This is a genomic window from Halomonas sp. OfavH-34-E, assembly GCF_024124525.1.
In the GTDB taxonomy this organism is placed as follows: Bacteria; Pseudomonadota; Gammaproteobacteria; order Pseudomonadales; family Halomonadaceae; genus Halomonas; species Halomonas litopenaei.
In genome coordinates, this window is the sequence record NZ_JAMXRY010000041.1 from 1 (window position 1) to 26,340 (window position 26,340).

Consider the following 26,340-nt stretch of genomic DNA (forward strand, 5'->3'; position numbering starts at 1 on the left):
GCTCTGGGGTGGTGGATGGCGGCGTTGCTGGCCGCCGCCCTGGCCGTAGCCGCCTTGTGGCTGGCCGCCGTAGCCGCCGGCCGACTGCCCCTGCTGGTCGCCGCGGGAGTCGAGCATCTGCATGTCGTTGGCGACGATCTCGGTGCTGTAGCGGTCCTGGCCGTCCTGAGCCTTCCATTTCCGCGTCTGGAGCCGGCCCTCTATATAGACCCGCGAGCCCTTGCGGACGTACTGCTGGGCGATCTCGGCCAGCTTGTTGAACAGCACCACGCTGTGCCACTCGGTGCGCTCCTGGCGCTGACCGCTCTGGCGGTCCATCCAGCTGTCGGTGGTGGCCAGACGCAGGTTGCCGACCGGGTTGCCGGATGGCGTGTAGCGGACCTCCGGGTCCTGGCCGATATTGCCGATCAGGATGACCTTGTTGACCCCTCTGGCCATGGTGTCTCCTCGTGGGCGGGCGGCCGCGCTGGCCGCCCGGGTGGTGGGTTATTGCTGCGCGTTAGCCTTCAGCTCGGCCAGGCGTGCCTTATAGGCCTCATTGACCACGCCGCGGTCGGATTCCGGCACATGGCGGGCCAGGTCGATGGCCTCGTCCATCTCCTCCGGGGTGGTCGCCTGCTTGATCTGCTCGCAGACGAAGGCACAGGTGATCTCGCCGCTCGGCTCGGCCTCCCCCTGCTGCTGGGTGTCGGTGGTGGCCTCGGCCGTGCCTTCGTAGACCTCCTTGGCCTGGCGGCGCTGCTGGGCCTTCTGGCGCTGCCCGGCGAGCTTGCTGCCCACTCGGCCGGCGGTGCCGTTGCGCTGCTGTTGACCGCCGCTGGCGGGTGCCTGCTGGGCGGGCTGCCCGGCCTCGGGGGTGATGTCGCGCTCCTCCTCGGCCATGCGGATGCCCTTCAGCTCCGGGGTGAAGGTGTCACGCAGCGCGAAGGCCCGGGCGCGCATCTGCATCATCCGCTTCGGGTACTGCTGCCACGGCCCTTGCTTGCCGACCAGGCCGGCGTCCTTGGCGTCGGCCATGCTGAAGGTGTAGTGGGCGACGTTGCCGTTCGGCCGGCGGCGCACCGTGCAGTGCGCGACGGCATTGGCGCCTTCGCCTTCAATCCACTCGGCGAAGTCGGCCTCGGACCAGGCCGGCGCGGCGCGGCAGATGGCCAACATCATGTCGCCCCAGATGGTGGGCCGGCCGTTGATGACCGCGATGTTCTGGATGGCCTGAAGCGGGCTGGTGATACCCAGCTCGACGCCGGTCTGCCAGGCGATCATCACGTTGCCGGGCTTGCCCTTGTAGTCCTTCGGCGCCAGGTCGCTCTGGGCGATCATGTCGGACATGCGCCACACGTCGTCGAAGGACCGCGGCGTCATGGCCTTCATGAACTGGTTGCGCACCTCGTCGGTGGCCAGCTCGACGCCGGTGGTGGCGCCGGTCTCGGCCGGCGCGTGGAAGTCGGCTTCCTGCATGTCCTGCTGCTGGACGGCTTCGGTGGTCCGGGTGTCGGTGGCAGTGTTCATGCGGCTTCTCCTTGTTGCTCGGCTTCATCGGCCTGCGCGGCCAGCTGGTCCTTCTCGGCCTTGTTCATCTTCCCGTAGCGGGTGTCGACGTACTCGCTCTCGCCGACCTCGACGGTGTAGGCCTTGCGCTTGGTCACCTTGCGGCGCATCACCTGGTCGTCGCCGAAGGTCGCTACCGCGGCGTCACCCATGGCCTCGAGGATGTGGGCGCGGGCCACCTTGGCGGTGGTCTCCAGGGCCTTGATCTCCTCCTTGGCCTGCTGCTCGACCTTGCGCCAGTGCTCCAGCGCGGACAGGTCGACCATGCTGCCGTCGGTGCCCGGGTAGCGGCGCTTGAGCAGGTCGATGGCCTTGGGGTGCTCGACGTCGATCTCGGGCAGCTCGCCGCGCTGAATGGCGGCCCACAAGTCGCCCTCGAGGGCGATCAGGTCGTCGATCAGCTCGTCGTCTCGAACGATCGGGTACCAGCGGGTCTCCCAGCCGGCGATGGTCACCACCAGGAAGGCCCACTCGTAGCCGGTGACCGCGAGTTGGTGCTGGACCTGGATGTAGTAATCCTCCGGCACTTCGCCGGACGTGCAGAGCCCGCCGGTGGTGTGCACGTTGTCCGGCTTGCCCCAGCCACTCGGGAACTCGACGTTCTTGAGCTCGGCCACGCCGGGCCCCTTCACGGTCTGTCCCATGGTCAGCTCGAGCCAGGCCGACTGGGCATCGGTGACGCCGACGATGCGGCGGTCGATGTTGGCCAGCATGAAGGGGTGCTCGGGGTGGGCCAGCATGCAGTTGAAGTTCTGGACGTTGAGCCCGGTGAACTCGGCGAAGCGGGCGGCGGTCACCGGCTCCATGACGTGGCCCATGGCCATCTTCTGGCGGCGGCGGTAGTTGGCATCGGCGTCATCGTCGGCCAGGCCCAGCTTGCGCTCGGCGATCTCGAACGGGGTGCGGTGCTCGCTGGCTCCGACGGCCGCCGCGGCCTCGCTGGCCCCGATGCCGATGCCGCGCAGCTCCAGCCAGACATCCTCCGGCATGCCGAGAGTGGCGACGCGATGGTTGGTGGTCAGCTCATGCTTGGCTTGTTCAATGGTCATGCTCATGGTGCTATCCTCGTCGGGTGATTCGATAACGGTTGTCGGTCACAGCAGCAGGCCCCGTCAGGTGCGAACTGGCGGGGCCTTTTTATGCCCAGGCGTGGGCTTCAAGGGAGTCGAGGTAGGCGTCGATGCGCGCCTCGTCTCGGCGTGATTGGAGCGTGGCTTCGTGCTGATCCAGGATGGCGAGGTCGTCGGCGTCGGTGATCTTGGCCAGCAGCCAGTTGGCCTTGTAGCCGCGCCGGTCGTAGACCTCGTATTCGATTTCCGGGCCGCTGGGCGGCTCGAAGAAGCTGCCCGGTTCTCCCGGGATGTAGCTGGTGACTTCCACCAGGCACGGAATGCCGGCGATGCGGGCTGCCATCATGCGAACACCCTCCCACCGCGGGCGCGATGCCAGTCTAGAGCGGCCTTGAGGCTGCCGGCCGCGGCTTGGGCGGCCCCGCCATCCTTGCCGTCGGTTTCGACCAGGGCGCTCAGTCCGTCGGCAACCTCGGGGCCGAGGTTGTCGTCCTGCACCGCCTCTCGCAGGACGTCCAGCAGGTCGAGCGGATCAAGCCGAGGGCGGTTCGGCGTCGGGGGCGATGTCGGCATCGTCTTGTCCTTCCAGGAACTGCCGGACAGCCTCGGACGCTTTCTCGCTCAGCTGCTCGGCGGTGAGTTGATACATGCGGCCGTCGATCATCAGCACGTCGGTGCCGCCGACGGCCATGAGATGGTCGGTGACGTGGCGGAATGCAGCTTCGTCCATATCACCCCCGGTAGAGCTGAAGACGCGGCTCGGCCTGGCCGTTCCAGCGGGCGTGGAACGACGCGAGACGGGCTCGGTTGGCGGGGTCAGCCGGCGGCTGGTGGGCTCGGCAGCCGATGATCGGCCGCTCGGGGCCGGTGATGACGACGCCTTGGGCGCGCAACTGGGCGCGGCGCTCCTCGAGGGCGGGGTTGCGGATCATGGCGAGGCCTCCGAGTCGAAGTGAGTGACGATCACGGCAAACAGCCCGGCCAGGCCGAACATGCCGACGAACAGTGCGATGGACCCGATGGCGCCGGCCAGTGCCGGGTCGATGTAGCCCGCCAGGAAGGCGGCGAGAGCGGCAGCAGGGTTCATTGCCATACCTCCTTGAGCTCGCGTTTCAGCTGCATGTCGCGAAGCATCTGGTCGATGCGTCGCCGGTTGGCGTAACGAGCGGCGCCACGCTGGTCGTTTTGGATGCGTTTCTCGTTTTTCGCGATCGGGCTCATGCCAGGCTCCAGGTGTCCGTAAAAAAGCCCGGCGGGGCCGGGCAAAGTGCAGGGAACTGAAGTGATGCCACTGGCATCGAGAAGCACCCTGACGCCACAACGGCGGGAGGGTCAGAGACCTGCAGCGCCAAGGCGCTTCTCGATGGCCCCTGTCGCCAGGGGCCTGGCTTGCTACTTCAGGCGAATCAGCCTGCCGAGGGTTGTCTGTCCATGGATTGCGCGGCTGCGCATGGTGACTGACGCCCCGGCCTTCTCCTGGCTGACGCTGATCAGGACTTCAAAGCTGCCTCCGGCTTGCAGCGAGCGTCTCGCCGCTTCCGCCAGAGGCTTCATCTTGAGTTGCAGTTGTCGCCCCATGTCCTCGAAGGCGGCGTCGATCGTGTCGATGGCCATGCTTCCTCCCTTGTGATGGGTGGGTGTCATGCCGGCCGCCCCGTCAGGAAGGGGGCGCTTGCCACTTGCGCAGTGGCCGCGTGGTTCGTGGGTAATGTGCCGCGGAGTCGCTTTCCTCCATGCCTGCCAGCATTCGCCCGAGAGTCACGGCTCCCACCGCACTGACTCAGGCGACCCGCTCGGGATCGACACATCCATCTGCCTGCATTTGGCCGAAGGCCGTCGGCCGGCCACTTCTGGCGGCTGCCGGCGGCGGCAGATGCCCGCTTGAACCCCAGCGGGAAAGGGATCTCGAGTTGTTAAAGAGCGCGATCGGTTGGGTCAGATGACGATGGCCGGGATGTCATCCAGGCGGCGATATGGCCGCTTGGGGGCGCCGCGGCGCAGGCCGTCGAGATGCGAATTGCACATCGTGACGACGAGCAGGATGCAGAGCGGCTTGATGAAACCCCGGCTGAGGGAGAGGGCGACGAGGTGGGCGGTGTTGCGCGCCCCTTCACGATCGCAAGCAATCTGAAGGTGGCGGCGAACCGTAGGCAGCGCGCAGAACAGCTGGTCGGCGGCTTCCTGAGCGGTGAAACCGCGTGCCAGGAGCTCGACAATCTGTGTTTGACGCTTGGTCAGGCTCATCTCGAATCCGCCTCAACAATCAACCGATGAGTTGATAGTATGAGTCGAGGCGGATTGAGTCAACTATAGAATTGACTCTATCTTAGGCGGGAAGGCGATTCTTAGTGCAATGAGTTGATTTTACAGTAGAAAAAAACTTACCGGCTCGCTCCCTCCGAAGCCTGTCATAGGCGTCGTCCAGGCGGTTGAGGGCTTCGCGGGACATCTTCCCTGACGTGCGAGCTGGCTGATTCTGACGGTGATCCATTCTTACCCCACGGTTCTACAGTGCTGGCAGACGGCTCCTGCCCGTCCAGCACGATGTCTGAGTTTTGGTTGCGATGGCCCTCCCGGAGGGAGTCTCAATTATATCGTCGGCTAAGGTTCTTTTGGGAAAGCCGGCGGTTGATTTCGGAGATGGGCACAATTCCGGCCAAAAAAGGGCGGATATGGAAGGGCTCATCCCCGATGGGCAAGCAGGTGCAGGTTGAAGATGAAGAAGTCGTAGGCGGCTCGCGCCGTGCGGAAGGCGAGACTGGAGCCGCCGCGATCAGGGTGGGATGCGCGCGCCGCGCGCCGGTAGGCGGACTTCAGAGTGGCCGGGGCGGTCGGCGGCTCGATCAGGCCAAGGGCGTCGAGAGCCCAGCTCGCATCACCAGGCGGAAACTCGATAACGGCATCGATCTCCGGCTGCGGATCCTGCCAGGCGTGATGCTCGAGCGGGCTGTCCTCGTTCATGAAGGCGTCGAAGTCGTCGTCGGCGAGCTCGTCGTAGAGATGGAAGTCCGGCGGAGGGGCGGCGTAGTAGACGCGACTGCTGGGGCGATGGTCGACGACACCATTCGCGTCCAGCTCGGCGCGCGGCAATCGGGCGACGTCCACCAGGTGTTGGCGCCAGACGGGGTGCAGGAAGGCGGGGCCAGGGCGGAAGGGCAGGACGTCGACCAGGACGCGGTGCGGGGTGTGGCGTATCACTCGGTGCAGGGTGTCGCGCCCATAGCGGTCCCGGGCATACAACAGCGAGACGGCGGCTGGGCTTCCCCGCTCAGCAGGACGCAGGCTCGCCAGTCGCTTGAGTCGCCGTCGGGCCAGGTGGCGGCTCAAGAAGCTGGCCGGTCGACGAATGAGGTCGCCGCGGGCGAGCGACTGTTGAGGGATGTCATCGTCTTCGCGCATGGCCAGCGGTTGCTGGTCCAGCAAGTAGCTCGCCGGACTCGCCCACACCGCCCAGCGCCGGCCGCTGGCCGACAGAAAGGGGCGGGGATCGGCGGCTAGCTCGGCCAGGCGCTCGTTGATGTGGTGCTCGGAGTTGAGTCGCAGGCGGTTCGTCATGCCCAGGGCGTGGGCGGTGACCAGCATATCGGCCTGATTGGCGGCATAGCCCGACGTGACCGGTGCGCGGCGTACGTCTGGGCTGGGCGCGATGTCCCACAGGCACCACAGGTAGCCACCCTGGCGTTCTGCCCAGGTGACCATCGCGTCCTGGTCGGCGGCAGTCGAGGAGGGAAGCGGGGCGGTCGAGAGGTAGAAGTCCTTCATGATCGGGGCCGCCGCCGATCAGCTGTCGGCGTTGCTTTCTTCGCCAACGGGTTCGTGCTCTCCCCAGTGCTTGCGCTTCTGGTCCCGCACCTCGAGCACGAGCTGCCCACGGGCAGCGTTCTCCTCCATGCCATCCAGCAGCAGGTCGTGGGCCCGTCGCATCACCCAGATGAACTGCTCGCCCGTGCCTTCCGGCAGCATTTCGGACACCACCAGGTCGGTGATGTCGGCCGCCTGGCGTAGCAGCTCGTCGGGCGCCGCAAACTCGCCTTCAGGCCCACTACCCGTTGCATCCCTGCCTTGCAGGTAGGCCAGCGATACGCCGTAGAGGTCGGCAAGTCGACGCAGCGTCTCCCGCTCCGGCTTCGACTTGGCCTTGGCCCACTTCGAGACAGCCGCGGTGCCGGCGCCGGAGTCGGTCGCGATGACCTTCTGCATCCCGTAGACCTTGGTGCGCTTATGGTGCTTGAGCGCCGCTTCCAGGATTCGCTCCCAGACGATGCGCTTCTCTTCTTCTTCCGAGGCAGGTCTCGGCATTGGCTTCCTCCGCCACGCCAGCAATAAACAACAATCGTTTGGTTGATTATAGGCCTACTTCGCGCGCTGCCAATTCATCGGAAACAACCAATCTTTTGCAGAATCGAATCTACGTGGCATACTCTCTACCATAATGTTGATTCTATGGTGGAAACCCTAGTGACGAAGCCGGTAACACTCAGAGAGCTGATCAAGGACTGCGGCGGCCCGACCGCCGTGGCTCGCGAACTCGGGTGCTCGACGCAGAACGTTCACAAGATGGTTCAGCGCGGGCATCTGCCGTATTCCGAGCTGCGCGAACGGTCTCGGGCCGAGGTCCTGGCCGGCATGCAGCAGAAGGGAGAACTCTCGGCCGACCAGATTCGCCGCATCGGGTTCGGCCTGTAGATGGGCGGCAACTGCCGCCGGCGGCACCGGGCATGGCCCGGACACAACAACGCCCCGATCGGCTGCCACCGCGGGGCGTTGATGTCACTTCACGTATGGAGATGATTATGAACGCTAAATCACCAAACGTCCAGTTGCTAGCCGTGGCTGGTGTCGATGTTCGCCAGGATGCGGAAGGGCGATTCTGCCTGAATGACCTGCATCGGGCTTCAGGAGGTGCGTCGCGCCACAAGCCAAGTGAGTGGCTGCGCAATGCGCAGGCTCAGGCTTTGGTGGCCGAATTAGAAGCGGGAAATCCCGCTTCTAACCCCGTTGCCACGATAAAAGGCCGCGGAGTCACCGGCACCTTCGTCGCGAAGGAGCTGGTCTACGCCTACGCCATGTGGATCAGCCCCGCCTTCCATCTCAAGGTGATTCGCGCCTACGACGCCATGCAGGCGCCGGACGCCACGGACCCGCTTCAGGCGCTCTCCGATCCGGCCACCATGCGCGAGCTGCTGTTGGGCTACACGGAGAAGGTGCTGGCCCTGGAGTCTACCGTTTCCGAGCAGGCACCCAAGGTTCAGGCCTTCCGCCGCATCGCGGAAAGCGACGGCTCCCTGTGCCTGACCGATGCCGCCAAGCACCTCCAGGTTCGCCGCAAGGACTTGCTTGCCTGGCTTCAGGTTCATCGCTGGATCTACCGCCGCGCCGGCAACAAGAACTGGATCGCCTACCAGCCGCGCCTGCACCAGGGAGTGCTCGAGCACAAGGTTTCCACTGTTCACCTGGAAGACGGCAGCGAGAAGGTGTGCGAGCAGGTCAAGGTTACCCCCAAGGGCCTGGCCAAGCTGGCAGAGACCTTCGAGGGGGTGCCGGCATGAGCAATGTGCTGAAGTTCCCCGAGCGCCCTCATGAGCAGCCGCCAGAGGAGCCGCAGGCGCTCGCAGAAACGCCGAAGGGGCCCCAAGTGGAGGACGGATATACGAGGATCGCGAACCCGATTCTGGACGCCCTTTGCACCGCCGATTTCACTGCGCGGGAGTTTCGCGTAGTGCATTTCGTCATCCGACAAACTTATGGCTGGGGCTGCAAGGCCAAGCGGATGTCGGCTTCGTTCATTGCGCAAGGGGTCGGGCTGCATGAGTCCGATTGCTCCAAGGTGCTGAACGAACTGATTCGTCGCAAGGTCATCGTCCGCCAGGGAAGCAGTCGCTCCCCGGTTTCGCTCAATAAGCACTCCGACCAATGGCTGCCATCTGCGACTGCAAGAAAGCGCGCTCCCGAACGTCGTCGCGAGCAAGGGCAAGATGCCCAAAGCGGAAAAAAACCACCTGAGTCAGGGCAAGATGCCCTAACTGAGTCAGGGCAAGATGCCCTAACAAAGAAAGACACGAAAGACATTCCCCCTCTCCCTTCGGTCGAGGGGGAAGGCGCATCGCCGGAAACCGGCCAGAAACCAAACGCCGAGAAACCCCAGCCCAAGGCGAAGCCCAAGGGTGGCACCAAGTCCAAGGCGGCAAAGCTCGACCTGAGCCAGCTGCCTGCCGACGTATCCCGGGAGGCCGTCGAGGGTTTCATCGAGCACCGCAAAACCCTGAAGAAACCCCTCACGCAGCGGGCGCTGACGCTCAACGTCGACGAGGCGCTGCGCGCTGCTGACCGCATCCCTGGCATGACCGCCGACCAGGCTCTGGACGAGACCGTGATGGCCGGGTGGCAGGGCGTGAAGGCCGACTGGCTGGCCCGCCGCCAGGGGGCGAGTGAGAACCCCGCCAAGGGCATGAATCAAGCCGAGCGGCTGCACGCCGCCAACCAGCAGGCCATCCGCGAGGCCGTGGAGCGCCGCAATGCCGATGCCGAGGGCAACGGCGACCTGTTCGACAACGACGGAGGGCACTGGTGATGACCGATCATGAATTCGAGGCATTCGCCGACGTGTGGAGCCAGGCGCAGGAAATCTACAACCGCAGCGTGACGTCCGGCACCATCGAGCTGGTCTTCCGTGCCCTGCAAAGCCTCGAGCTGGACGAAATCCAGCGGGCGTTGACCCTGCACATCCAGAGCCCGGACACCGGGCAGTTCCCGCCGAAGCCGGGCGACGTGATCAAGTTCGCCCGTGGCGACAGCCAGAGCCGGACGCTTCAGGCCTGGGCGAAGGTCGAGCGCGCCATCCGCAGCGTGGGCCACTACCGCGACGTGTGCTTCGACGACCCGCTGATCCACGCCGTGATCGAGCGCATGGGTGGCTGGCCCAAGGTGGCCATGGTCGACAGCGAGAAGGACATCGTCTGGCTTCGCCAGCGATTTGAGGCCCAGTACCGCGCCTATGCGATCCACAAGCCCGAGGAGTGGCCGGCCTTCCTGCCGGGCGTGTCGACTCAGCAGAACGCGCAGATCGGCCAGCACTCGCGTGGACGCCTGCCCGGCAAAGACATCGCCGTGATCGGTGACCAGCGGCGCGCCATGCAGGTGGCCGAGCGTGGCCGCGGCGCCCTGGCCAACGGCACGCAGGTCAGCCGCGTGACGGGCGGCCAGCTGGCAGGGTTGATCGAGAACATGCAGGCCAACCAGCAGCAGGGGGTGGCGTAATGGAACTCAGCCCCCAAGCCCGCCAAGCCCTGAAGGCCGTTGTCTTCACCGAGGAGCGCGAAGCCCGTGTCGAGGCCCTGCTGCGCTTTGGCGCCAAGGCCGGCGCTCGCCCGCTGCTGGAGCTGGTCGTCGACCTGGTGGCCCTGGCCGATGAGGTGATCGACAACGGCCGCGAGCACGCCGTCGACCTGCTGATCCAGGAAACCGACCTGCACCCCTACTCGGCGGACAAGCTCAACTATCCGAGCCTGAAGGGGGCACTGATCGGCCTCGAGGCGGCCGAGCGGGTCCCCGACCATGCCCGGGAGCGTGTCTGCCCCGGCTGCGCCTACCGGGCGGGCAGCGTCGCCAACCAGTGCTTCACGACCCAGAGCGATGCCGACTCCGTGCTGGAGAACGGCGAGGCCTTCCTTTGCCACGCCCGCGGCATCGATGACGTGAGTGGCGAGCCGACGCGCCCCTGCATTGGCCATGCCTACGCCGCTCGCCAGCACGCCAAGGACTGCATGGAGGACCGCCACGGTCCCGAGGGGGCGGCGTGACACGCACCGCCTCCGCCAACCAGGTCGAGTACGTGATCCAGCACCCGGGGCAGCTGGCCCCGGTCATGAGCCAAGCGATGGAGATGGCCGGCCGTGGGCTCAAGGGCGGCCCGGTGCGCGTGATCCTGACCCGCATCGAGGAGAAGCGTACCGACGCCCAGAACAAGAAGCTGTGGCCCATGCTGAACGACCTGTCGACACAGGTGGTATGGCACGGCGTCACGCTCAAGCCCCACGAGTGGAAGGACCTGGCCACCGCTGCCCTGAAACGCCATCGCATGGTGCCCGGCATGGACGGCGGTTTCGTCATGGTCGGGCTCAGCACCAGCCGCATGAGTAAGCGGGTGTTCTGCGACCTGATCGAGTGCATGTACGCCTTCGGTACCGAGCAGGGCGTGCAGTGGAGTGAGCCCGCGCTGGCTCTCTACGAGGAATATCGGGAGGCCCGCCAATGATCCCCAAGAGCAAGGCCTGGCGCAGCGAGCGCTATCTGGCATGGGTGCGCAGCCTGCCGTGCTGCATGACCGGCGAGGAGGGCTGCGAGGCCCATCACGTCATCGGGCTCGGCTGGGGATTGTCCGGATGGGGGCTCAAGGCCCCGGACGCCTTCGTGATGCCGCTGACCCCGTGGGCGCACCGCATGGTGCACCAGCGCGCCGACTGGCAGCCCTGGCAAGTGGAGTGGCTGCGACAGACGATCCGCGCGGGCCTGAGCCACTTCGCCACCGACTCCGACATCCGCGAGCAGCTGACACTTGCGCTCGCCTTCATCGACGCCATGGAGGGCGCCACGGCATGAGCATCATCGGCATCGATCCCGGCAAGTCCGGGGGTATCGCATCCATCACCGACGGCCAGGCCGCCGGCATCCCCATGCCACTGGTCGGCAAGGACATCGACGGCCACGAGCTGGCCACCATCTTGCGCGACGCCGCCCCCGAACTGGTGATCATCGAGAAGGTCGGCCCCATGCCCAAGCAGGGGGTGACGTCCACCTTCAACTTCGGCGCCGGGTATGGCCGCCTGCTGGGCGTGTGTGAAGCCCTGGGCATCCCGTACCGCCTGGTGACCCCGCAGGCGTGGAAGAAGCGCGTACTTGCCGGCACCGCCAAGGAGAAGTCCGACGCCATCGCGTTCGTGAAGCGCGCCTTCCCCATGGTCGACCTCACGCCCGGGCTGAAGCGCGTGCCGCATGACGGTATCGCCGACGCCGTGTGCCTGGCCGAGTACGGCCGCCAACTGATGACCGGCAACCAGGGAGCGGCATGAGGGAAGCACGGCAGCGAAAGCTCGAGTGGCGGAAGGTCAGCGACTACTGCATCCAGGCGGGGCCGTATCGCCTCGCCAAGGTGGTGATGGGCAAGCACGAATGGTTCGTGCTGCATGCCGGCGACGAAAGGCTGGGCATGTGGCGCGAGGACGCGGCAGCCGCGAAGCGGGCCGCACAGGCGCATAGCGACGGACGTTGAGCTGACGACGGGGGAAGCATGGAGCAGGTTGAGGCGGCAGCCAATGCGGTAGTGGGACGTCGACGCCGGGGTGGTCAGGGGGTGCCATCCCGTCAGGAGCAAGTGCTGCTGGCCAGCCAGGTCGGCGAGCGTCTGCGCGAGGCGCGCGAGATGCAGGGGTATTCGCAGGTCAAGGCGGCCCAGATGCTGGGTTACGCGAACTCCACCAAGCTGGCCAAGATCGAGGGTGGCCGCGACAGCTCGCAGATCCCGTTGTGGGTCGTGAAGCGCGCCGGCGTGCTGTATGACGTGTCCATCGACTACCTGCTGGGCAATACCGAATCCATGGAAGTCGGCGAGGTCCGCAATCACGCGGCCCGTGACGCCATCATCCTGATGCGCGAGGAGTGGGAACGCATCCGCTGGCGGGACATGGTGGCCACCCGCGAGGTTCAGGACCGCCTCGAGGCCGTGGAGTCGCTGGTTACCCTGCTCGTCGACCAGGTGGGCGAGGCTGAGGATGCTCTGGCGCGCGTCGAGGAGCTGAACCCCCGTCGCTGGGATAACGTGAAGGGCGGCGCTCGTCTGCAATCCGCCGTCGATCGTGCCGCCGCCACGGGCCGCACTGCCCAAGGCAAGCTGAAGCGCCTGCATCGCGACGCCCGCTCGGCTGCTGGCGGTGTCCAGCCGGAACTGGAGCTGGTGTACACCTGATATGGCGAAGCTGACGGAACAGCAGTGGCGGCAGGCCCGGGAAACCTGGGAGGCGGATTCGCGCAGCGGTTACGCCTGGCTGATTCGGGAGCTGGATCTCGACATCTCGGGACCGGCCGTGCGCAAGCGGGCGCTCAAGGAGGAGTGGGCCAAGGGGGGCGGCAAGGCGAAACCCGCCCGGAAACCGAAAACCCGGAAACCCAAGGCGAAAACCGAAAACCAGAAACCCCGCCGGAAACCGGAAACCCCTGTCGAGGACCTGGAGGAACTGCCGCCGGAGCTCGAAGACAAGGCGGTACCGCTGGAGGAAGCCGATTCGATCCCCTTCGATGAGGCGGGGGAGGAGGTGGGCGGCGCATCTCACAATTTCACCCTAACGCGCGTATGCACGCAGTCGCTCGAGGAGGACTTCGGCGACAGCCCGCTGCATGAGATATACGAGACCGATGCTCCCGGCCGCACCAAGTATCGCCGCCAGTACGCGCGACTCGCCTACAAGCATGCCCTGCTGGGGGCGACGCCTGCTCATGTGGCCAGCCTGCTGGAGGTGACGGAGCGCACCGTCTACGACTGGATGGAGGTGCACCCCGAATTTCGCGCCGCCATGGAACAGGGCCGGCTCGATGCCGATGCCAACGTGGCGCGCTCGCTGTACAAGAAGGCCACCGGCTACACCCACCAGGCGGTCAAGGTCTTCCAGTACCAGGGCGCGCCGGTGGTGGTGCCCTATACCGAGATCGTGGCCCCGGATACCGAGGCCGCGAAGTTCTGGCTCAAGAACCGCCAGCCCGAGCTCTGGAAGGACAAGGTCGAGGTCGAGGAGAAGCCCGAGGCCGCCATCGTCGACAAGGAGGCGATGGCGCGGGTCTATCGCGACGCCCTGGAGCATGCCGCCGAGGTCGAGCGCGACATGCAGGGGCGTGCCGAGCGCCTGGGGCTGATCATCGATCACGACAGCCTCGGCACCCCTGGAGGCGACGCAGGGGGCGGCGATGCCTAAGAAGAAGACCCTGCTGCACGAGGACCCGCGCTGGCTGCCGTTCTGCGAGGTCTATGCCGGCGACCTGGTGCGCTTCCAGGTCGAGGTGCTGGAGATGCGGCCCACGCCCCAGCAAATCCAGCTGTTCCGAAGCGTGGCGCCTTCCCGTTCCATGGTGTCGGTGGCGTCGGGTCACGGCACGGGCAAGACGACCAGCATCGCGGCCATCGTGCTGTGGCATCTGCTCTGCTACCCGCAGTCCATTACGCTGCTGACCGCCAACGACATGGCGCAGCTCAAGGCGACGTTGTGGAAGGAGATCGGCCTGGCCGTCGAGCGCATCCGCCGCGGGCCGTTCGGCTGGCTGGCCGAGCATATCGAGATCCTGTCCAACGGCGTGATGCGCATCCTCGGCTTCAAGGACACCTGGTTCGTGGAGTCGAAGACCGCCAACGAGAAGACCGCCAACAAGATGGCCGGTCGCCATGGCGAATGGCTGATGATCATCGGCGACGAGGCGGCAACGCTACCCGATGCCGTGCTGACCACGCTGCGTGGCGCGCTGACCGAGGAGCACAACCGCATGCTGCTCACCAGCCAGCCCACGCGCAATGCCGGTTTCTTCTTCCGCACCCATCACGACCTGAGCAAGCTCAACGGCGGCGACTGGACGCCGCTGGTGTTCTCATCCATCGAGTCGCCGCTGGTCAACGACGCCGCCCTGCTCGAGCTGTGGGAGAGCTACGACGACGACGAGCGCCGCGTGCGCCTGCTGGGCCAGTTCCCGCAGGAGTCGGGCAAGCACATGATGAACCTGCCCGTGGCCGAGTCCATGTACCGGCGCGGGCGCATCATCGGCGATGACGAGCCCTATGGCTGGATCATCCTCGCCGACATCGCCAGCGGTGAGGGGCTGCGCGACAAGTCGACCATCGTCGCCGCTCGAGTGATCGGCTACGGCGAGCGCGGGCCCGACGCGCGCCGCGTGGAGATCGTGGCCGTACCGGTGATGACCAACAACGTGCGCAGCAACCGCTTCGCCGGCGCCATCGCCGAGGAGGGCGACCCGCACGACGGCGTGACCTATGTCGTGGACTCCGGCGGCCTGGGCATCAACGTCTGCCAGGACCTCGAGGACATGGGCAAGCCCGTGCACCGCATCAACTGGGGCAACCCGTGCTTCCAGAACAAGAACAAGGAGCGCTACCTCAACCTTCGCGCGCAGGCCATGCACCAGGCCGCCCGGGCTGCCAAGGAAGGCAGGCTGTCGGTACTGACCGGCGAGCACCGCAATACCATGCTGTCGCAGTCGAGCCGGATACCGAAGACCTTCACCGACAAGGGGCGCATCCGGGTGCCACCCAAGCACAGCAAGGAGTGGGAGGGCATGGCGTCGCCCGACCTCTGGGACGCGGTCTGCTTCGCCTTCATCGAGGGGCTGATCTACACCGCCAGCCAGGAAGGGCCGGGCGAGGATCGAACGCTGGGCGAGTCGCTGGAGAGTGAGGTCGAAGCGCTCTTTGGTGACGTGGTGTAGAATGGCGGACTCATCGCCACGTTACGGAGCAAGGGAATGATCCGAGTCCGCCGAGCCGTCGCTGCCACTCTGGGCGCTGCCGCCCTGATCGCCGGTGCCGCCCACGCCGAGCCGCTGGTCACCAAGGACCAGGTGCGCGAGATCACGGTGATGATGCACAACGCCTATCGTTACGGCGGGGCCGCCGAGATGTATGAGGCCGAGACCGAGTGCTGGCAGGACCTGGCGGCCGCCACCGGTGACGCCGAGGTGGTCGCCGCGGCATGCGGCATCGCCAACGTGGCGGCGGCCACGATCGAGGCCGGCTATGCGCGCGAGCAGGGACGCTTGCCGGCCATGGAGTACCGGGCGGACGCCGCCATTACCCGTATCGAGGAGCGCATGGCCGACAACCAGTTCAGCCAGGCGTCCATCGAGCGCATGAAGACCGAAACCCTGAACCCGCATCTGGGCAGCGTGCTGGCCGCACTGTCCCTGGCGGGTATGTGAGGAGGCAATCATGGCCCCGGATAGCGTGACGATCATCGGTCAGGCGGTCGCCGCCGATGCTAGGAAGCGACAGCCAAGCGACCTCGAGCGAACCCTGGCGACCAGAATGCTTGCCGGCATCGAGATCGAGGCCGGCCAGCTGCTGACGACTGGGTGCGACCCATCCGAGGAGGTCGAGCCCTTGACTTACGAGCGCATCGCCGAGATGGCTGGCCGTGTCGGTCGCGTAGCGGCGGAAGACGAGATTCGGGAGCGATTCAGCATCTTGGCTGACATACCGCCGACGCCTCCCATGCGCCGAGACGAGCTTCTGAAGGCGATGATGATGTCCTGCTGATGGTCTGCGACTTCCTGGCGCCTGCTGTCGCCGGAAAACCCCGCGCCATCCTCTGATCTGCCTCCCGCATCATGCCCCCATGGGAAACGACCGTGAGGGGCATGACCATGCAGCAACCTCCGCTGATCAAGTACAACCTGAAGGAGCGCGGCCGCCAGCATCGCGGCGTCGAGCGCCACTTCGACATTCCGGCCATCGTGGCCAGCATCAACAGCCCGGCCACGCAGGAGCGCGTGAAGACCCGGGGCATGCTGGGCTACTTCGGCCACTGGCCGCGGGTGCGCTTCGGCATGGAGCCGCCCGAAGGCGGGATCGCCGACGGTCAGGCGCAAGCCGTCGAGCCGGCGGTGGTGACCACGCACCTGAAGGCCTATGACGACGGCACCGTCGAGCACCAGACCGAGTTCCTGGACACTGCCACCGGGCAGATGGCGTCGCGCATGTACGCCAACCGGGTGGGTGGCTTCTCGACCGCCATCGACCCGCGCAAGCCCGAGCTCTACGGCTTCGACTGGGTCAATGACCCCAACTACTCGACCAACCGTGGCTACGACCTGGTGCTGGACAGCGTGACCAGCGGCGAGATGACCTTCGACGACGTGGTTTCCGCCGAGCACGCCGAACAGATGGCGGCCATGAACCGGCTGTTCGAGATGATGGAGGCCAATCTGCGCCTGGCCATGGACTCCGCAGCCCGCTTCGAGCAGGAGAACGGCGACCTGCTGGACCTGCTGAGCAAGCAGGACGAGGCCAGCAAGCAGGCCGGGGCGGAGCTCGTCACCGACAGCGCCGCAGCAGCCGATGCAGCCCGGCAGGTCGACCGCGACCGCCGCTACTTCCTGGACAGCGCGCTACCCAGCTTCCAGAACCCGGAAGCCAAGGAGGAGAACGACCGCGACTATCTGCGCCTGAAGCGCCGGATGTTCCACCATGTTTGATCCCGTCAAGGAGGGGCTGGGCGAGTTCCTGCAGGACTTCTATGACCAGGTGGTGCCGACCACCAAGTCCCTGCAGGAGTTCGTCGAGCGCGGCTTTCCGTACTGCGCGGCCTGGGCGCCGGCGCGCATGGTCGACAAGGCTGAGGAGATGCTGGCCTCCTACCAGCGCAACGACACCCACCAGGGGCCGACGCGACCACCGAGCCTGCCGGTGATCCTGGTCGCCGTGTCCAAGGACTGGACGCCGACCGAGCGCAGCTTCACCACGCAGATCGCCGACCCGGTGGACATCACCTTCCCCGAGGACCCCAAACAGCGCTACTTCCGCGTGCGCACCGTGGCCGGCGAGGTGAGGGCCCAGCTGGCATTCTTCGCCAGTGACGAGCCCACGGCCAAGAGCCTGGCCGCACAGTTCCTGCTCTACCTGGACTCGGCCAGCCGCCGCCGCTTCCTGGCGCGCTACCCGTTCGCCGGCCTCGAGCACGAGTACCCGGCACAGGTGGAGGCGCCGGACAATCCGGCGATGAACGTCGAGACCGGCAACAAGAACCTCACCGTGCTGGCCGTCGACCTGGTGCTCAAGGTCACGGTGCCACTGTTCATGGCGCCCAAGGCCGGCGAGCCCAACGATGGCAAGGGCGTGCCCGGTACCGACGACCCGGCTGGCTATCCGCTGGTGTCCGAGGTCGATCCCGAGGAGAAGGAGGTCAGCTCGTGATCAAGCTGCAAGCCAATATCAGCGGCTTCGCCGGCCGCCCGGCGACGGTGTTGGGCGCCTTCGATGAAGCCACCGGCATCCTGGTGATAGCCGCCGTGGCCGATGTCATGCCGCGGCGAGACGACTGCGTCCTGGTCGAGACCGATCCCCGCGCCGATCGGGACTCGCTGTTCGAGTACGGCGATCTCAAGGAGGCCATCACGGCCTACTACGACCTGAAGGGCAGCGTGGCCGACGATGGCCGCAGCGCCTGTCTGCGCTTCATGGAGAAGGCCATGCGTGCGGACCCGGCGGGCGGCATCGAGATGGACGGCGTCGATGTCACGGGGCCGATCTACCGCATCTCGCCTGATGCCGGCAATGCTCAGGTCGGCGCCCTGGCGCTGTGCCGCTATGCGAAGCGTTACGGCGCGGTGGCCGACACCCTGAGCATGGCGGACGACCTTGCCCGCCTGATGGGTGGCCAGGCGGTGACCATATGAGCGTCGACCACCACAGCCAGGCCGCCCGGGTCTTCTACCGCCTGGTGCGGGACTACTCGCAGTCGGCAAGGCCTTGGGATCAGGCCATCTATCACGACGTCACGCCCGACGAGCGCTGGGACATCACGCTGGTGGCGCGCCGCGTGTACGGCGATGCCGGCGAATTCCTGGCCGTCATGGCTGCCGCCGGCATGGACACCGTCGACCAGCCGCTGCCCCAGAAGCGCCTCGTGCTGCCCACGCCTGACCGGCTTCGCGCCTTCAAACGCCGGGCTGGTTTCGAGTCACGCGCCGACTACCGCGAGAAGGGGCGCCCGACATGGAGGACTGACTGATGGCAGGCGATCCGCGAGCCATATCCCGCCTGAGCGGGAGTGCGGCCGAGGCGCGTAGCCGGGCCCGCGAAGACAGCATGGAGCGCCAGGCGGCGCCCAACATCCTCAACCCCAACGAGGTCAGCGGCGACTACGACGCCAGCCGCATGCTGATGACCACCTTGGGCGGCGAGGTGCGGCCGATCACCGCCGACGACCTGGCCCAGTTCCGCCACAACGCCCGGGTGGCTGGCCGTCGCTTCAAGGGTGGCATCACGGCGCGCCAGGTCATCGACATGTCGCTGTCCGTCGACCGGGATCGCGCCCGCCGCCAGATCAATATGGCGGTACCGTCGGCAGCCCGTGGCGTTCGCGGCAGCAATCGCCAGGTGGAATCCCTCGAGGTTCGCTTCATCACCAACGCCGGGCCGGACAGCGACGTCCACCGGCACCACGTCACCGTGGAGTTCACCGGCTATCAGACGGCCATCGCCTCCGGCGCCGAGAGCGTGAAGCGAGCCGCGGCCCGAGTCCGCAAGGAAGGGGTGCGCTTCGACTGCGACTGTGGCCGCCATCGCTACTGGTTTCGCTACATCGCCACCCTTGGGCGCTACAACGCTGGCCGCCCCGAGACCGGCTTCCCCAAGATCCGAAACCCCAAGCTCAACGGCGTGGCCTGCAAGCACGTGTTGCGCGTCATGTCCGAGATCGAGGGCGGCAGCGCCGTCCAGTCGTTTCTGGCCAGGGCCATCGAGAAGGGGCGGCAGTCCGAGGACGGCAGCGGTCACATCCGGCAGCGCAAGAAAGAGGCCGAGCGATTGGCCGAGAAGCAGGCGAAGCGCCCCAAGGGCGGCCCCGCCGGTACCGGCGACCGGGACTTCGATCGTTCCCGGCGCGCGCTACGCAAGCAAAGTCGGGCCACGACCACCAAGCCCAAGAAGGTCGCCAACGGCAGTAAGCGCATGCAGGCCCTGGGCGGCAGCGACAAGGCGCGCGACGCCCTGGTCGCCACCGCTCGTGAGCTAGGCCTGACGCCCGAACAGGCGGTCGCCATTCTTCAAGGAGGGAAAGGATAATGCTCAGCAACGTGCCGTCCGGCATCAATGCCATGGCCCGCAACGTGATCATCAACCACCCCAACGCCTACAACTGCGAGGTCTACCGGCGCCGCGTGGGCCGCACCAGCGCCGACGAGGCCGGCGGCTCGCCGACCATGGGCGGGATGATGGTGCTCAGCTCAGAAGACGAAGACGACATCCGCTGGGAGCTGGTGGGTCTGGGCTTCGCGCTGCCGGGCGAGCAGTTCCAGGCTTCGTCGATGATGGATCGGCGGGACGCCAACAACGGCTATGCCGACGAGCTGCGCTTTTTGATCGAGCCCGAGGAGATGATCGGCGACCCTGGCGGCTTCGAGGTGTTGAAGCGCGATGTCATCTACGTGCTGCTGGGCGAGGGCGAGAACGCCCCCAAGGTGGCTTACGAGATCGTCGACGTCGAGGCGGCGGTCAACGTGCCGCCCTTCGTGACGCGCTATGTCGTCAATCGCCGCGACGACCTCGACATTGCCGATCCGGCGGAAGCCGAAGACGACACCATCGCCTGACATCAAGGCGCTTGCGTCGATCCCTTGCCGGCCGTGAGCCGGCTTTTTTGCGCCCATACCCGGAAAAACGCCCGAAACCGGCGCGCGGCACGCCCTCAGACTCGACTCATCCGGCCACCCCGGTCGGCCTTGCAACTACCCGTTGTCGAGCAAAGGAGAGAGGCATGCCTCACCAGTACCAAAGCCGCGAGACCGCCGAGGTCGCCGAGTTCATCGATGGCCTGAAGCAGGAGTCGGTCAAGGGCGGCGTCTTCGATTCGGCGGCTGCCGACGATTTCCTGTCCAATGCCATCAACCAGGCCGCCGGCGTGAAAGTGCCGGAGTCGCTCCAGGTCGCCCTGGACGAGGCCGACGAGAAGACCGCCAGCATGATGACGCGGGCCATTCTCGACGGCGTGTCTGCCTATGAGCAGGCACACGGCGCGTCGTGCCCGGCGGACATTCTGCAGCAGGCCATGCACCTGGCCTACGCCACCACCAATGACGCCCGCCGGCAGATGGGCATGCAGCTGGACTCCGCGACCAGCGGCGCCCACGACGTGCACTCCCTTCAGCCCAACCGGGCCGTGGTCGCCATCTTGGCCACGCTGACCGAAGCCATCCCGTTCGCTCACTACCTGCCGGCGGATATCAAGTCCAACGAGGCCAAGCTGGCCATCATGACCCACCAGGCCGGGAAGGATTACGGCAGCTATGGGGCGGGCGACCTCATGGACGGCGGCAACAGCGGCGACGCCTACATCACGTCCGGCCGCGAGCACATGTGCACCATCGAGATGGATGCTGGTAGCCCGACCGGCAACATCACCGGCAAGATCACCGCCGTGCAAGCCACGCCGGAGACCTGCGACCCGGCGGCGGCTACCGTCAAGCTGATGCGCGGCCGCTCTCTGGTCTACCTCGACGGCATGATCGTCGGCAAGGAGGTCAGCGCCTCCGGTACCGGCACCTCCGCGATCAGCGGCCAGGTCGTCGTCGGCGGCACGACCCACCAGATCGGCGGCACCATCAACCCCGACAACGGCGACATCGCGCTGACCGCCAACCCGGCGCTGCCCGAGTCCGCCAACGTGCTGGTCGAGGCCTTCATCGACTACGAGCGGGCCCCGGAGCTGACCCCGGAGATCATCACCGCGGTCGAGACCTTCCCGCTGTTCGCCAAGCCGTGGCGCGTGACCACCACCCAGACCATCGACAGCCGCACCCAGATGGCCAACGAGCTGGGCCTGGACCCGTACAGCGAGGGCGTGCTCGGCATCCAGTCGCAGTTCGCCAACGAGCGCCACTACGAGGTGCTGCGCAAGGCTCGTCGCCTGGCGTCCCGTAACCAGGAAGAATTCGACTTCGCCTGGGCCACACAGGGCGACTACAAGTCACGCTCCGACGTGTGGCGCGACTTCAACGCCGTCGTGGGCACCGTCAGCCAGCGCATGGCGCTGACCACCATGAACCACGGCGTCACCCACCTGTACGTGGGCGAGCAGGTCGGCGCGCAGATGCAGGGCCTGCCGTCCGACATCTGGGAGCCGTCCGGCGTGGTCGAGCGCCCCGGCATCTTCCGTCTGGGCCGCCTGTTCGGTCGCTACGACGTCTACTACAGCCCGAAGGTGGTTCTCGAGACCGAGAACAGCGCCGAGGTGCTGTGCGTAGGCCGCGCCACCGACGTGACCCGCAACCCGTTCGTGCTCGGCGACGCCGTGCCGCCGACCGTGGTTCCGCTGGCCACCAATGCTGACCTGAAGTCCGGCGCCGGCTTCTACGCGCGCAACTTCACCAGCGTGAACCCGCACCAGCCCAGCTCCACCGGCTGCGCGCTGATCAACGTCACCAACCTGTTCTAAGGGAGTAGCACATGACTCGACTGGTGATTGGGCGCCCCGCGATCGGCAAGGCGGGCGCCAATGAGGCCGCCAAGCAGGCATTCAGCGGCGCCGAGTTTCCGCTGACCCTGACGGTCACCAACAAGATGACCGTCGTCCTCAGCCTGCCCGAGGCCGGCATCAAGCTGCGCCCGCTGGCCAGTGGCGTCGCCACTTTCCGCAACTTCGACCGCCTTCAGCGCGCGGTGTCGAGCATGGAGCAGATCGCCCGGCTCAACAACGCCAAGGCGCTCGTGGAGCTCCAGGCTGGCGAGGATGACGAGGCCGGCGAAGGGGCATTCGAGGTGGGCGACGAGCAGACAGCAGCGCCGGGCACGGAAGGGGCCGGCACCAATGAGCCGAAGGTAGCCGTGGTGCAGGACGACGACGAGGCGTTCGTGGTCGAGCTCCAGGGCGTTCGCTTCGAGCCCAGCCGTAACCAGGTGCGCGAAGACGGCACGCTGACTGCTGGCGGCCTCAAGGCCTTCGAGCAGGCCAAGGCGGCCGCCGAGGGCGAGAAATAAGGGGGTAGCAACCGATGAGCGTGTCATTCGTTCGACAGCTCGGGGCCGAATCGGGGGTTCAGCTGAACCCCCTGGTCGACAACTCCGAGATCCCGACCACGGGAAATGAAGACCAGATCTTCGCCATCGCCATGCGCGCCACCCGTGGGCGCATCGACCGTGCCTTCAAGGTCAATCGCGGCACCGTTCGCCAGCGACTGGGGCACGGCGAGGCGATGCGCGACAACGAGCTCAACGAGGCCTATGTCCACGTCCGCGAGGCGCTGGACAACGGTGCCTATGAGGCCGTGGTGAGCCGCCTGCACTCCGAGACCGCCAAGCTGAGCTGGATCGTGGTCAAGGAGGAGGTCACCGGCGACCCCGCTGAGCCTACCGGCGCCTTCACCTTCGAGGTGTCCGAAACCGAGCCCTCGACCGACTTCCTGTTCGCGGTCAAGCACCTGGAGTGCTTCAACGACGGCGTCATGGTCGAGTTCCGCGCCGACGAGAAGCGTGAGGGCGGGGTCAACGTCGCCAACGACGTGATCAGCCTGCGCCTGCTGGAGCCCAACGGCGAGAAGTTGATCGAGGTCACGGGGTCGCTCGACCGCAACGCCGTGGATGACAACGGCAACTCCTATTACCTGCCGACCGTCATCGAGGCTCGCACCGACCGCATGGAGGTCATCACCGGCGCGGCGACCACTGTCGCCACCGATTCCGATGCCTATGGCTATGACGCCATGTATCGCGAGAAGTGGGCGACCTCCGCGGTGATGAGCTACTTCGACGAGGGTGGCACCGCCTACACCGTCGACGACTACGTGCGCGCCCGTGAACAGCTGTACGGCACCCAGCAGGGCTATGCCTACATCGCCTCCGGGGGCAGCGAGGCCCCGGGGCTGATCGCCGAGCTGGCCAGCCTGTCCTTTGACACCAATCGCCAGCTGCGCGTCGACGTGCCCGGCAACCTGGACGTCGAGGGCGCCATCGCCTTCGTCGAGCAACTCAATCTGGGCAGCATGGCCGAGGCCCACCTGCTGCACGTCTTCTGGGCGCCGCTGAAGGCCATGGACCCGACCGGCATCAACGGCAAGCGGCACTTCGGTACCGCCACCCTCAACGTCGCGATGGCGTGCGGCCGCAACGCGCGCGTCAACGCCAAGGGGTTTGCGCCCAAGAACTACCCCATCGCGGGGCGCGAATGGCCGGTGAGCCGCCAGGGGATCGTCCAGACCTACACGCCGAACAACCAGGAGCTCAACGCCCTGGCGCGGGCGAAGATCAACCCGGTGATCTACGAGAACTACTCCGGGGGTGGCCGCTACGTGTTCCGCGACTCGCTGACCAGCGCTCTGGTGGACTCCAGCCTGAAGAAGCTGATCGCCGTCGCCGACATGTCGACGTCCATCGACGACGCCGTCACTCGTTTCGGCAAGGACATCCTTCAGCTGCCGATGACGGTGGCTATCAAGAAGATGCGCGACTTCCTGACCACGCACTTCGAGGCGGCTCAGGCGTCCGGCTGGCTGGTGCCGTCCGACGATCCGTCCATGAACGGTGCGGCCTGGCGCTTCGAGGTGCAGCCCAACGAGCAGCGGCCGTATGAGCTCATGGATGTGCGCTACTGGCTGCGCTACGACGGCACCACCCGCCAGATCCACGTAACCCAGACGCTGAGCCGCTAAGGAGAGATCATGAGTGACCTGCAGAACATGCTTCGCGGCCTGATGTACCCCGCGAAGCCGGGCCCGAAGCCCGAGGCCGATCCGGCCGAGGGCTCCCGGCGCTTCCTGGTGCTGGACGATGCCGGCGAGCCGATGCTCGACAGCGCTGGCGAGCACGAGCAGATGACGCTGCGCATGGACGCCGTGTCCGTGATCCAGCAGTGGATCGAGGAAGACGACCTGGACGACGGCGAGAGCAGCGCCGACCGGCTGCTGGCCATGCTGGTGGGCATCGCCGATGACAATCAGGACGGCGAACTCGACGACGACGAGAGCGACATCGTCGACGTGGCTCGGGAGGCGGCGTGGGACTACCTGTCCGCCCTGGGCATCGAAGACGAAGACATCGGCCTGCTGCTCGACGACTGGGACGAGGAGGCCGCCGAGCGTATTCGTGACGCCGTGGCCGGCGCCCTGCCCGATGGCGAGGAGGAGGCCGACGCCGCGATCAACGACTTCGCCTTCGACGACGCCGACCAGGAGCCGATGCTCGACGCCGCTTATCGCAAGCGAACCGTGGTCCGGAACGGCAAGAAGAAGCGCGTCAACAAGCGTGTCTCCGGCAACGTGCGGCTGTCGGGAAAGCAGAAACTGGCCATCCGCAAGGCCCGCAAGAAGGCGCACAGCCCGCGGGCCAAGGCGCGCCGCCTGAAGTCCATGAAGGTGCGTCGCCGCATGGGCAAGTGACCCGCATGGGGAGTGGGGTGTTTGGCGGCCAGTGGCCGCCTTTTTTCTAATGGGAGCCGGGCATGGTGTTGCCATTCAACGGGCTGGGGCCGCTGTGGGACGGCATCAACCCCAACCTGATCGCCTCGATCTACGAGGTGGACCACAAGGGCGAGGCGCTGGACGACAGCGCGCTGGTGCGCTGCCTGTTCGTCGATGACGCCAATCTGGAGGCGACCTTCAACTGGCAGTCGCCGTTCGATGGTGCCGGCGCCGAGGCCAGGGCGCCGACACTGGCCGCCATGTTGCAGAGCGGCGCCATTCAGCCCATCGCCGAGAGGCTGGGCGATGGCGCCGGCAATGCCACCAAGGAGGTCAGCGAGACCGCGCGGGGGCGCACGGGCATCACCAAGCTGAACTCCACTCAGGTGTTCAGCGGCATGCCGCCCGTCCGACTGCAAGCCACCATCATGCTGCGCGCCTGGCGGGATCCCGCCGCCGAAGTCGAGGAGCCGCTCGACCAGCTGATGCGCTGGGCCCTGCCGCAGTACCTGGCCCCCGAGGGGACGCTGTTGACCGCGGCGTTGGACTGGTACCAGCAGGGCGAACACGACGTGAACGGTTTCGTTGAGGCGGCGATGCCATCGGCGGCGCCCACCCTGCTGGCCATCCGCTACAAGACGCGGACCTATGCCCCGATGGTGGTCGAGAGCGTAGGCGTCCCCCTGAACTCTCCCTCCGACCGTTTCGGGCGCTTCGTGCAGCTTCAGCTGCCGGTGACATTCGCCACCCTGACTGCCATCGACCGCAATGACTGGGATGCCATGAAAGGAGTGCAGTGATGATCCATTTTCCCGTGTTGCGCACGCGGCGCCTGACCGTGCGCATGAAGGAGCTGGCGATGATCGACGCCATCGCTCTGGCGGCTATTCCGCCGCACCTCAACGAGGAGGCCGCCACGGCCTTCCTTCGCGCCGCCGTTGATGAGGCCCAAGGGGTGGCGAACCCCGAGGACTGGACGGTGCAGGAGCGCACCATGGCCATCTGCCACTACATGGCGTCGACGCTGGACGATGGCCCCGACTTCAGCCTGGCCGGCGGACAAGCCAACTTCTCCGACTATCTGATGGGCGAGCAGGATTATCCCGGCGATCGCGTCGAGGTCGGCCGCATCGAAGGCGACAGTTGGGAGGCGCGACACCTGACCGGCGCCCTGGCCGGTGCCATCGAGCGACTGCAAGGCGAGCTGCCAGGCATCGACGGCGCCGCGCATTGGCGTGTCGGGCGCATGGCGGCCCAGCTGATCCCCAATGGCCAGGCGGTGCCCGCCGAGGGCGATGTGGATGCCGCCCTGCTGGAGCGCATGCGGGTCATCGCCCAGTACCCGGAGAGCGTCTTCGTGCAGCTGTTGGGGGCGTTCGAGACCGCCTGCCGCCAGTTGGATCACCTGTTCCTGATGGATGCGGACGAGCACGGCCTCATGGCCCTGCCTCGGGAGGATAGCGCGGCTGCAAAGCCGCCGGCGCGATTTCCAGCTGGCACCTGCATCACCGAGCTCGCGCGATACCTGGGCGGAAAACCAGCGCCTGCTGGCCCATAGCCTGACCCT

At 66.4% G+C, this 26,340-nt stretch carries 39 protein-coding genes; 26 read left to right on the forward strand and 13 right to left on the reverse strand.

Annotated elements, in window-relative coordinates; genetic code table 11:
* From ssb to NH448_RS16640, 13 genes are all read right to left on the reverse strand, one after another.
* Positions 1-438: single-stranded DNA-binding protein (gene ssb / locus NH448_RS16580; protein WP_253029037.1), on the reverse strand; the 438-nt coding region annotated here is incomplete at its 3' end.
* 48 nt (positions 439-486) lie between these two features.
* Complete coding sequence (locus NH448_RS16585) at positions 487-1,509, reverse strand: hypothetical protein (protein WP_253029038.1); 1,023 nt, start codon at positions 1,507-1,509, stop codon at positions 487-489.
* Positions 1,506-2,603 (reverse strand): lambda-exonuclease family protein, encoded by a 1,098-nt coding sequence (locus NH448_RS16590; RefSeq protein ID WP_253029039.1) that lies wholly within the window; start codon positions 2,601-2,603, stop codon positions 1,506-1,508. The genes NH448_RS16585 and NH448_RS16590 overlap by 4 nt, the downstream gene beginning before the upstream one ends.
* A gap of 82 nt (positions 2,604-2,685) precedes the next feature.
* Positions 2,686-2,964: a hypothetical protein gene (locus NH448_RS16595; RefSeq protein WP_253029040.1), complete on the reverse strand. Its 279-nt coding sequence runs from the start codon at positions 2,962-2,964 to the stop codon at positions 2,686-2,688.
* Positions 2,961-3,191 (reverse strand): hypothetical protein, encoded by a 231-nt coding sequence (locus tag NH448_RS16600; RefSeq protein WP_253029041.1) that lies wholly within the window; start codon positions 3,189-3,191, stop codon positions 2,961-2,963. The genes NH448_RS16595 and NH448_RS16600 overlap by 4 nt, the downstream gene beginning before the upstream one ends.
* Positions 3,151-3,348, reverse strand: a complete 198-nt coding sequence (locus NH448_RS16605; RefSeq protein WP_253029042.1) for a hypothetical protein — start codon at positions 3,346-3,348, stop codon at positions 3,151-3,153. Before NH448_RS16605 ends, NH448_RS16600 begins: the two co-directional genes overlap by 41 nt.
* A 1-nt stretch (position 3,349) precedes the next feature.
* Positions 3,350-3,550 carry a hypothetical protein gene (locus NH448_RS16610; RefSeq protein ID WP_253029043.1) on the reverse strand — a complete coding sequence of 67 codons (201 nt, stop codon included), beginning with the start codon at positions 3,548-3,550 and terminating at the stop codon, positions 3,350-3,352.
* The gene (locus tag NH448_RS16615) at positions 3,547-3,705 is read right to left on the reverse strand and encodes a hypothetical protein (protein WP_253029044.1); all 159 of its coding nucleotides are present in this window, start codon (positions 3,703-3,705) and stop codon (positions 3,547-3,549) included. The genes NH448_RS16610 and NH448_RS16615 overlap by 4 nt, the downstream gene beginning before the upstream one ends.
* Positions 3,702-3,839, reverse strand: a complete 138-nt coding sequence (locus NH448_RS16620; protein ID WP_253029045.1) for a hypothetical protein — start codon at positions 3,837-3,839, stop codon at positions 3,702-3,704. The genes NH448_RS16615 and NH448_RS16620 overlap by 4 nt, the downstream gene beginning before the upstream one ends.
* A 171-nt stretch (positions 3,840-4,010) precedes the next feature.
* Positions 4,011-4,232: a hypothetical protein gene (locus NH448_RS16625; RefSeq protein ID WP_253029046.1), complete on the reverse strand. Its 222-nt coding sequence runs from the start codon at positions 4,230-4,232 to the stop codon at positions 4,011-4,013.
* Between the two features lie 321 nt (positions 4,233-4,553).
* Complete coding sequence (locus tag NH448_RS16630; RefSeq protein WP_253029047.1) at positions 4,554-4,862, reverse strand: helix-turn-helix transcriptional regulator; 309 nt, start codon at positions 4,860-4,862, stop codon at positions 4,554-4,556.
* A 438-nt stretch (positions 4,863-5,300) separates the two neighbouring features.
* Positions 5,301-6,380, reverse strand: coding sequence for a J domain-containing protein (locus NH448_RS16635; protein WP_253029048.1), 1,080 nt, complete (start codon positions 6,378-6,380; stop codon positions 5,301-5,303).
* 18 nt (positions 6,381-6,398) lie between these two features.
* Positions 6,399-6,917 (reverse strand): helix-turn-helix transcriptional regulator, encoded by a 519-nt coding sequence (locus NH448_RS16640; protein WP_253029049.1) that lies wholly within the window; start codon positions 6,915-6,917, stop codon positions 6,399-6,401.
* Between the two features lie 159 nt (positions 6,918-7,076).
* Here NH448_RS16640 and NH448_RS16645 point away from each other — a divergent pair, with 159 nt between their 5' ends.
* The 26 genes from NH448_RS16645 (at position 7,077) to NH448_RS16770 (ending at position 26,331) form a co-directional block, all read left to right on the forward strand.
* On the forward strand, positions 7,077-7,304 hold the full coding sequence (locus NH448_RS16645; protein ID WP_253029050.1) for a helix-turn-helix domain-containing protein: 228 nt from the start codon (positions 7,077-7,079) through the stop codon (positions 7,302-7,304).
* A 107-nt stretch (positions 7,305-7,411) separates the two neighbouring features.
* Entirely contained in the window at positions 7,412-8,167 is a 756-nt protein-coding gene (locus NH448_RS16650) for a phage antirepressor KilAC domain-containing protein (protein ID WP_253029051.1), read from the forward strand.
* Positions 8,164-9,189 carry a replication protein gene (locus tag NH448_RS16655; protein WP_253029052.1) on the forward strand — a complete coding sequence of 342 codons (1,026 nt, stop codon included), beginning with the start codon at positions 8,164-8,166 and terminating at the stop codon, positions 9,187-9,189. Before NH448_RS16650 ends, NH448_RS16655 begins: the two co-directional genes overlap by 4 nt.
* Positions 9,189-9,875, forward strand: a complete 687-nt coding sequence (locus tag NH448_RS16660; protein ID WP_253029053.1) for a DUF6475 domain-containing protein — start codon at positions 9,189-9,191, stop codon at positions 9,873-9,875. Before NH448_RS16655 ends, NH448_RS16660 begins: the two co-directional genes overlap by 1 nt.
* Positions 9,875-10,417: a hypothetical protein gene (locus NH448_RS16665; protein WP_253029054.1), complete on the forward strand. Its 543-nt coding sequence runs from the start codon at positions 9,875-9,877 to the stop codon at positions 10,415-10,417. Before NH448_RS16660 ends, NH448_RS16665 begins: the two co-directional genes overlap by 1 nt.
* Positions 10,414-10,872: a recombination protein NinB gene (locus tag NH448_RS16670; RefSeq protein WP_253029055.1), complete on the forward strand. Its 459-nt coding sequence runs from the start codon at positions 10,414-10,416 to the stop codon at positions 10,870-10,872. The genes NH448_RS16665 and NH448_RS16670 overlap by 4 nt, the downstream gene beginning before the upstream one ends.
* Complete coding sequence (locus tag NH448_RS16675; protein ID WP_253029056.1) at positions 10,869-11,216, forward strand: DUF968 domain-containing protein; 348 nt, start codon at positions 10,869-10,871, stop codon at positions 11,214-11,216. Before NH448_RS16670 ends, NH448_RS16675 begins: the two co-directional genes overlap by 4 nt.
* Positions 11,213-11,686 (forward strand): hypothetical protein, encoded by a 474-nt coding sequence (locus NH448_RS16680; RefSeq protein ID WP_253029057.1) that lies wholly within the window; start codon positions 11,213-11,215, stop codon positions 11,684-11,686. Before NH448_RS16675 ends, NH448_RS16680 begins: the two co-directional genes overlap by 4 nt.
* Positions 11,683-11,886 (forward strand): hypothetical protein, encoded by a 204-nt coding sequence (locus tag NH448_RS16685; protein WP_253029058.1) that lies wholly within the window; start codon positions 11,683-11,685, stop codon positions 11,884-11,886. Before NH448_RS16680 ends, NH448_RS16685 begins: the two co-directional genes overlap by 4 nt.
* 18 nt (positions 11,887-11,904) lie before the next feature.
* Positions 11,905-12,579 (forward strand): helix-turn-helix transcriptional regulator, encoded by a 675-nt coding sequence (locus tag NH448_RS16690; protein ID WP_253029059.1) that lies wholly within the window; start codon positions 11,905-11,907, stop codon positions 12,577-12,579.
* Position 12,580: 1 nt separating this feature from the next.
* Complete coding sequence (locus NH448_RS16695; RefSeq protein ID WP_253029060.1) at positions 12,581-13,579, forward strand: hypothetical protein; 999 nt, start codon at positions 12,581-12,583, stop codon at positions 13,577-13,579.
* On the forward strand, positions 13,572-15,095 hold the full coding sequence (locus NH448_RS16700; RefSeq protein WP_253029061.1) for a hypothetical protein: 1,524 nt from the start codon (positions 13,572-13,574) through the stop codon (positions 15,093-15,095). Before NH448_RS16695 ends, NH448_RS16700 begins: the two co-directional genes overlap by 8 nt.
* 36 nt (positions 15,096-15,131) lie before the next feature.
* Positions 15,132-15,584: a hypothetical protein gene (locus NH448_RS16705; RefSeq protein ID WP_253029062.1), complete on the forward strand. Its 453-nt coding sequence runs from the start codon at positions 15,132-15,134 to the stop codon at positions 15,582-15,584.
* Between the two features lie 10 nt (positions 15,585-15,594).
* Entirely contained in the window at positions 15,595-15,921 is a 327-nt protein-coding gene (locus NH448_RS16710; RefSeq protein ID WP_253029063.1) for a hypothetical protein, read from the forward strand.
* Between the two features lie 107 nt (positions 15,922-16,028).
* The gene (locus NH448_RS16715; protein ID WP_253029064.1) at positions 16,029-16,859 is read left to right on the forward strand and encodes a hypothetical protein; all 831 of its coding nucleotides are present in this window, start codon (positions 16,029-16,031) and stop codon (positions 16,857-16,859) included.
* Entirely contained in the window at positions 16,852-17,577 is a 726-nt protein-coding gene (locus tag NH448_RS16720) for a hypothetical protein (RefSeq protein WP_253029065.1), read from the forward strand. The genes NH448_RS16715 and NH448_RS16720 overlap by 8 nt, the downstream gene beginning before the upstream one ends.
* Positions 17,574-18,059, forward strand: a complete 486-nt coding sequence (locus NH448_RS16725) for a hypothetical protein (protein ID WP_253029066.1) — start codon at positions 17,574-17,576, stop codon at positions 18,057-18,059. Before NH448_RS16720 ends, NH448_RS16725 begins: the two co-directional genes overlap by 4 nt.
* Positions 18,056-18,394, forward strand: coding sequence for a hypothetical protein (locus NH448_RS16730; RefSeq protein ID WP_253029067.1), 339 nt, complete (start codon positions 18,056-18,058; stop codon positions 18,392-18,394). The genes NH448_RS16725 and NH448_RS16730 overlap by 4 nt, the downstream gene beginning before the upstream one ends.
* A complete protein-coding gene (locus NH448_RS16735) occupies positions 18,394-19,449 on the forward strand; it encodes a hypothetical protein (RefSeq protein ID WP_253029068.1) in 1,056 nt (351 codons plus the stop codon). The genes NH448_RS16730 and NH448_RS16735 overlap by 1 nt, the downstream gene beginning before the upstream one ends.
* Complete coding sequence (locus tag NH448_RS16740; RefSeq protein ID WP_253029069.1) at positions 19,449-19,976, forward strand: hypothetical protein; 528 nt, start codon at positions 19,449-19,451, stop codon at positions 19,974-19,976. Before NH448_RS16735 ends, NH448_RS16740 begins: the two co-directional genes overlap by 1 nt.
* Positions 19,977-20,140: 164 nt before the next feature.
* Positions 20,141-21,817, forward strand: a complete 1,677-nt coding sequence (locus NH448_RS16745; protein WP_253029070.1) for a hypothetical protein — start codon at positions 20,141-20,143, stop codon at positions 21,815-21,817.
* An 11-nt stretch (positions 21,818-21,828) separates the two neighbouring features.
* The gene (locus tag NH448_RS16750) at positions 21,829-22,359 is read left to right on the forward strand and encodes a hypothetical protein (RefSeq protein WP_253029071.1); all 531 of its coding nucleotides are present in this window, start codon (positions 21,829-21,831) and stop codon (positions 22,357-22,359) included.
* Positions 22,360-22,373: 14 nt separating this feature from the next.
* Positions 22,374-24,026, forward strand: a complete 1,653-nt coding sequence (locus NH448_RS16755; RefSeq protein ID WP_253029072.1) for a hypothetical protein — start codon at positions 22,374-22,376, stop codon at positions 24,024-24,026.
* A 9-nt stretch (positions 24,027-24,035) separates the two neighbouring features.
* Positions 24,036-24,752 (forward strand): hypothetical protein, encoded by a 717-nt coding sequence (locus tag NH448_RS16760; protein WP_253029073.1) that lies wholly within the window; start codon positions 24,036-24,038, stop codon positions 24,750-24,752.
* A gap of 62 nt (positions 24,753-24,814) precedes the next feature.
* Positions 24,815-25,573, forward strand: a complete 759-nt coding sequence (locus NH448_RS16765) for a hypothetical protein (protein WP_253029074.1) — start codon at positions 24,815-24,817, stop codon at positions 25,571-25,573.
* A complete protein-coding gene (locus NH448_RS16770) occupies positions 25,573-26,331 on the forward strand; it encodes a hypothetical protein (protein WP_253029075.1) in 759 nt (252 codons plus the stop codon). Before NH448_RS16765 ends, NH448_RS16770 begins: the two co-directional genes overlap by 1 nt.
* Positions 26,332-26,340 lie beyond the last annotated feature (9 nt).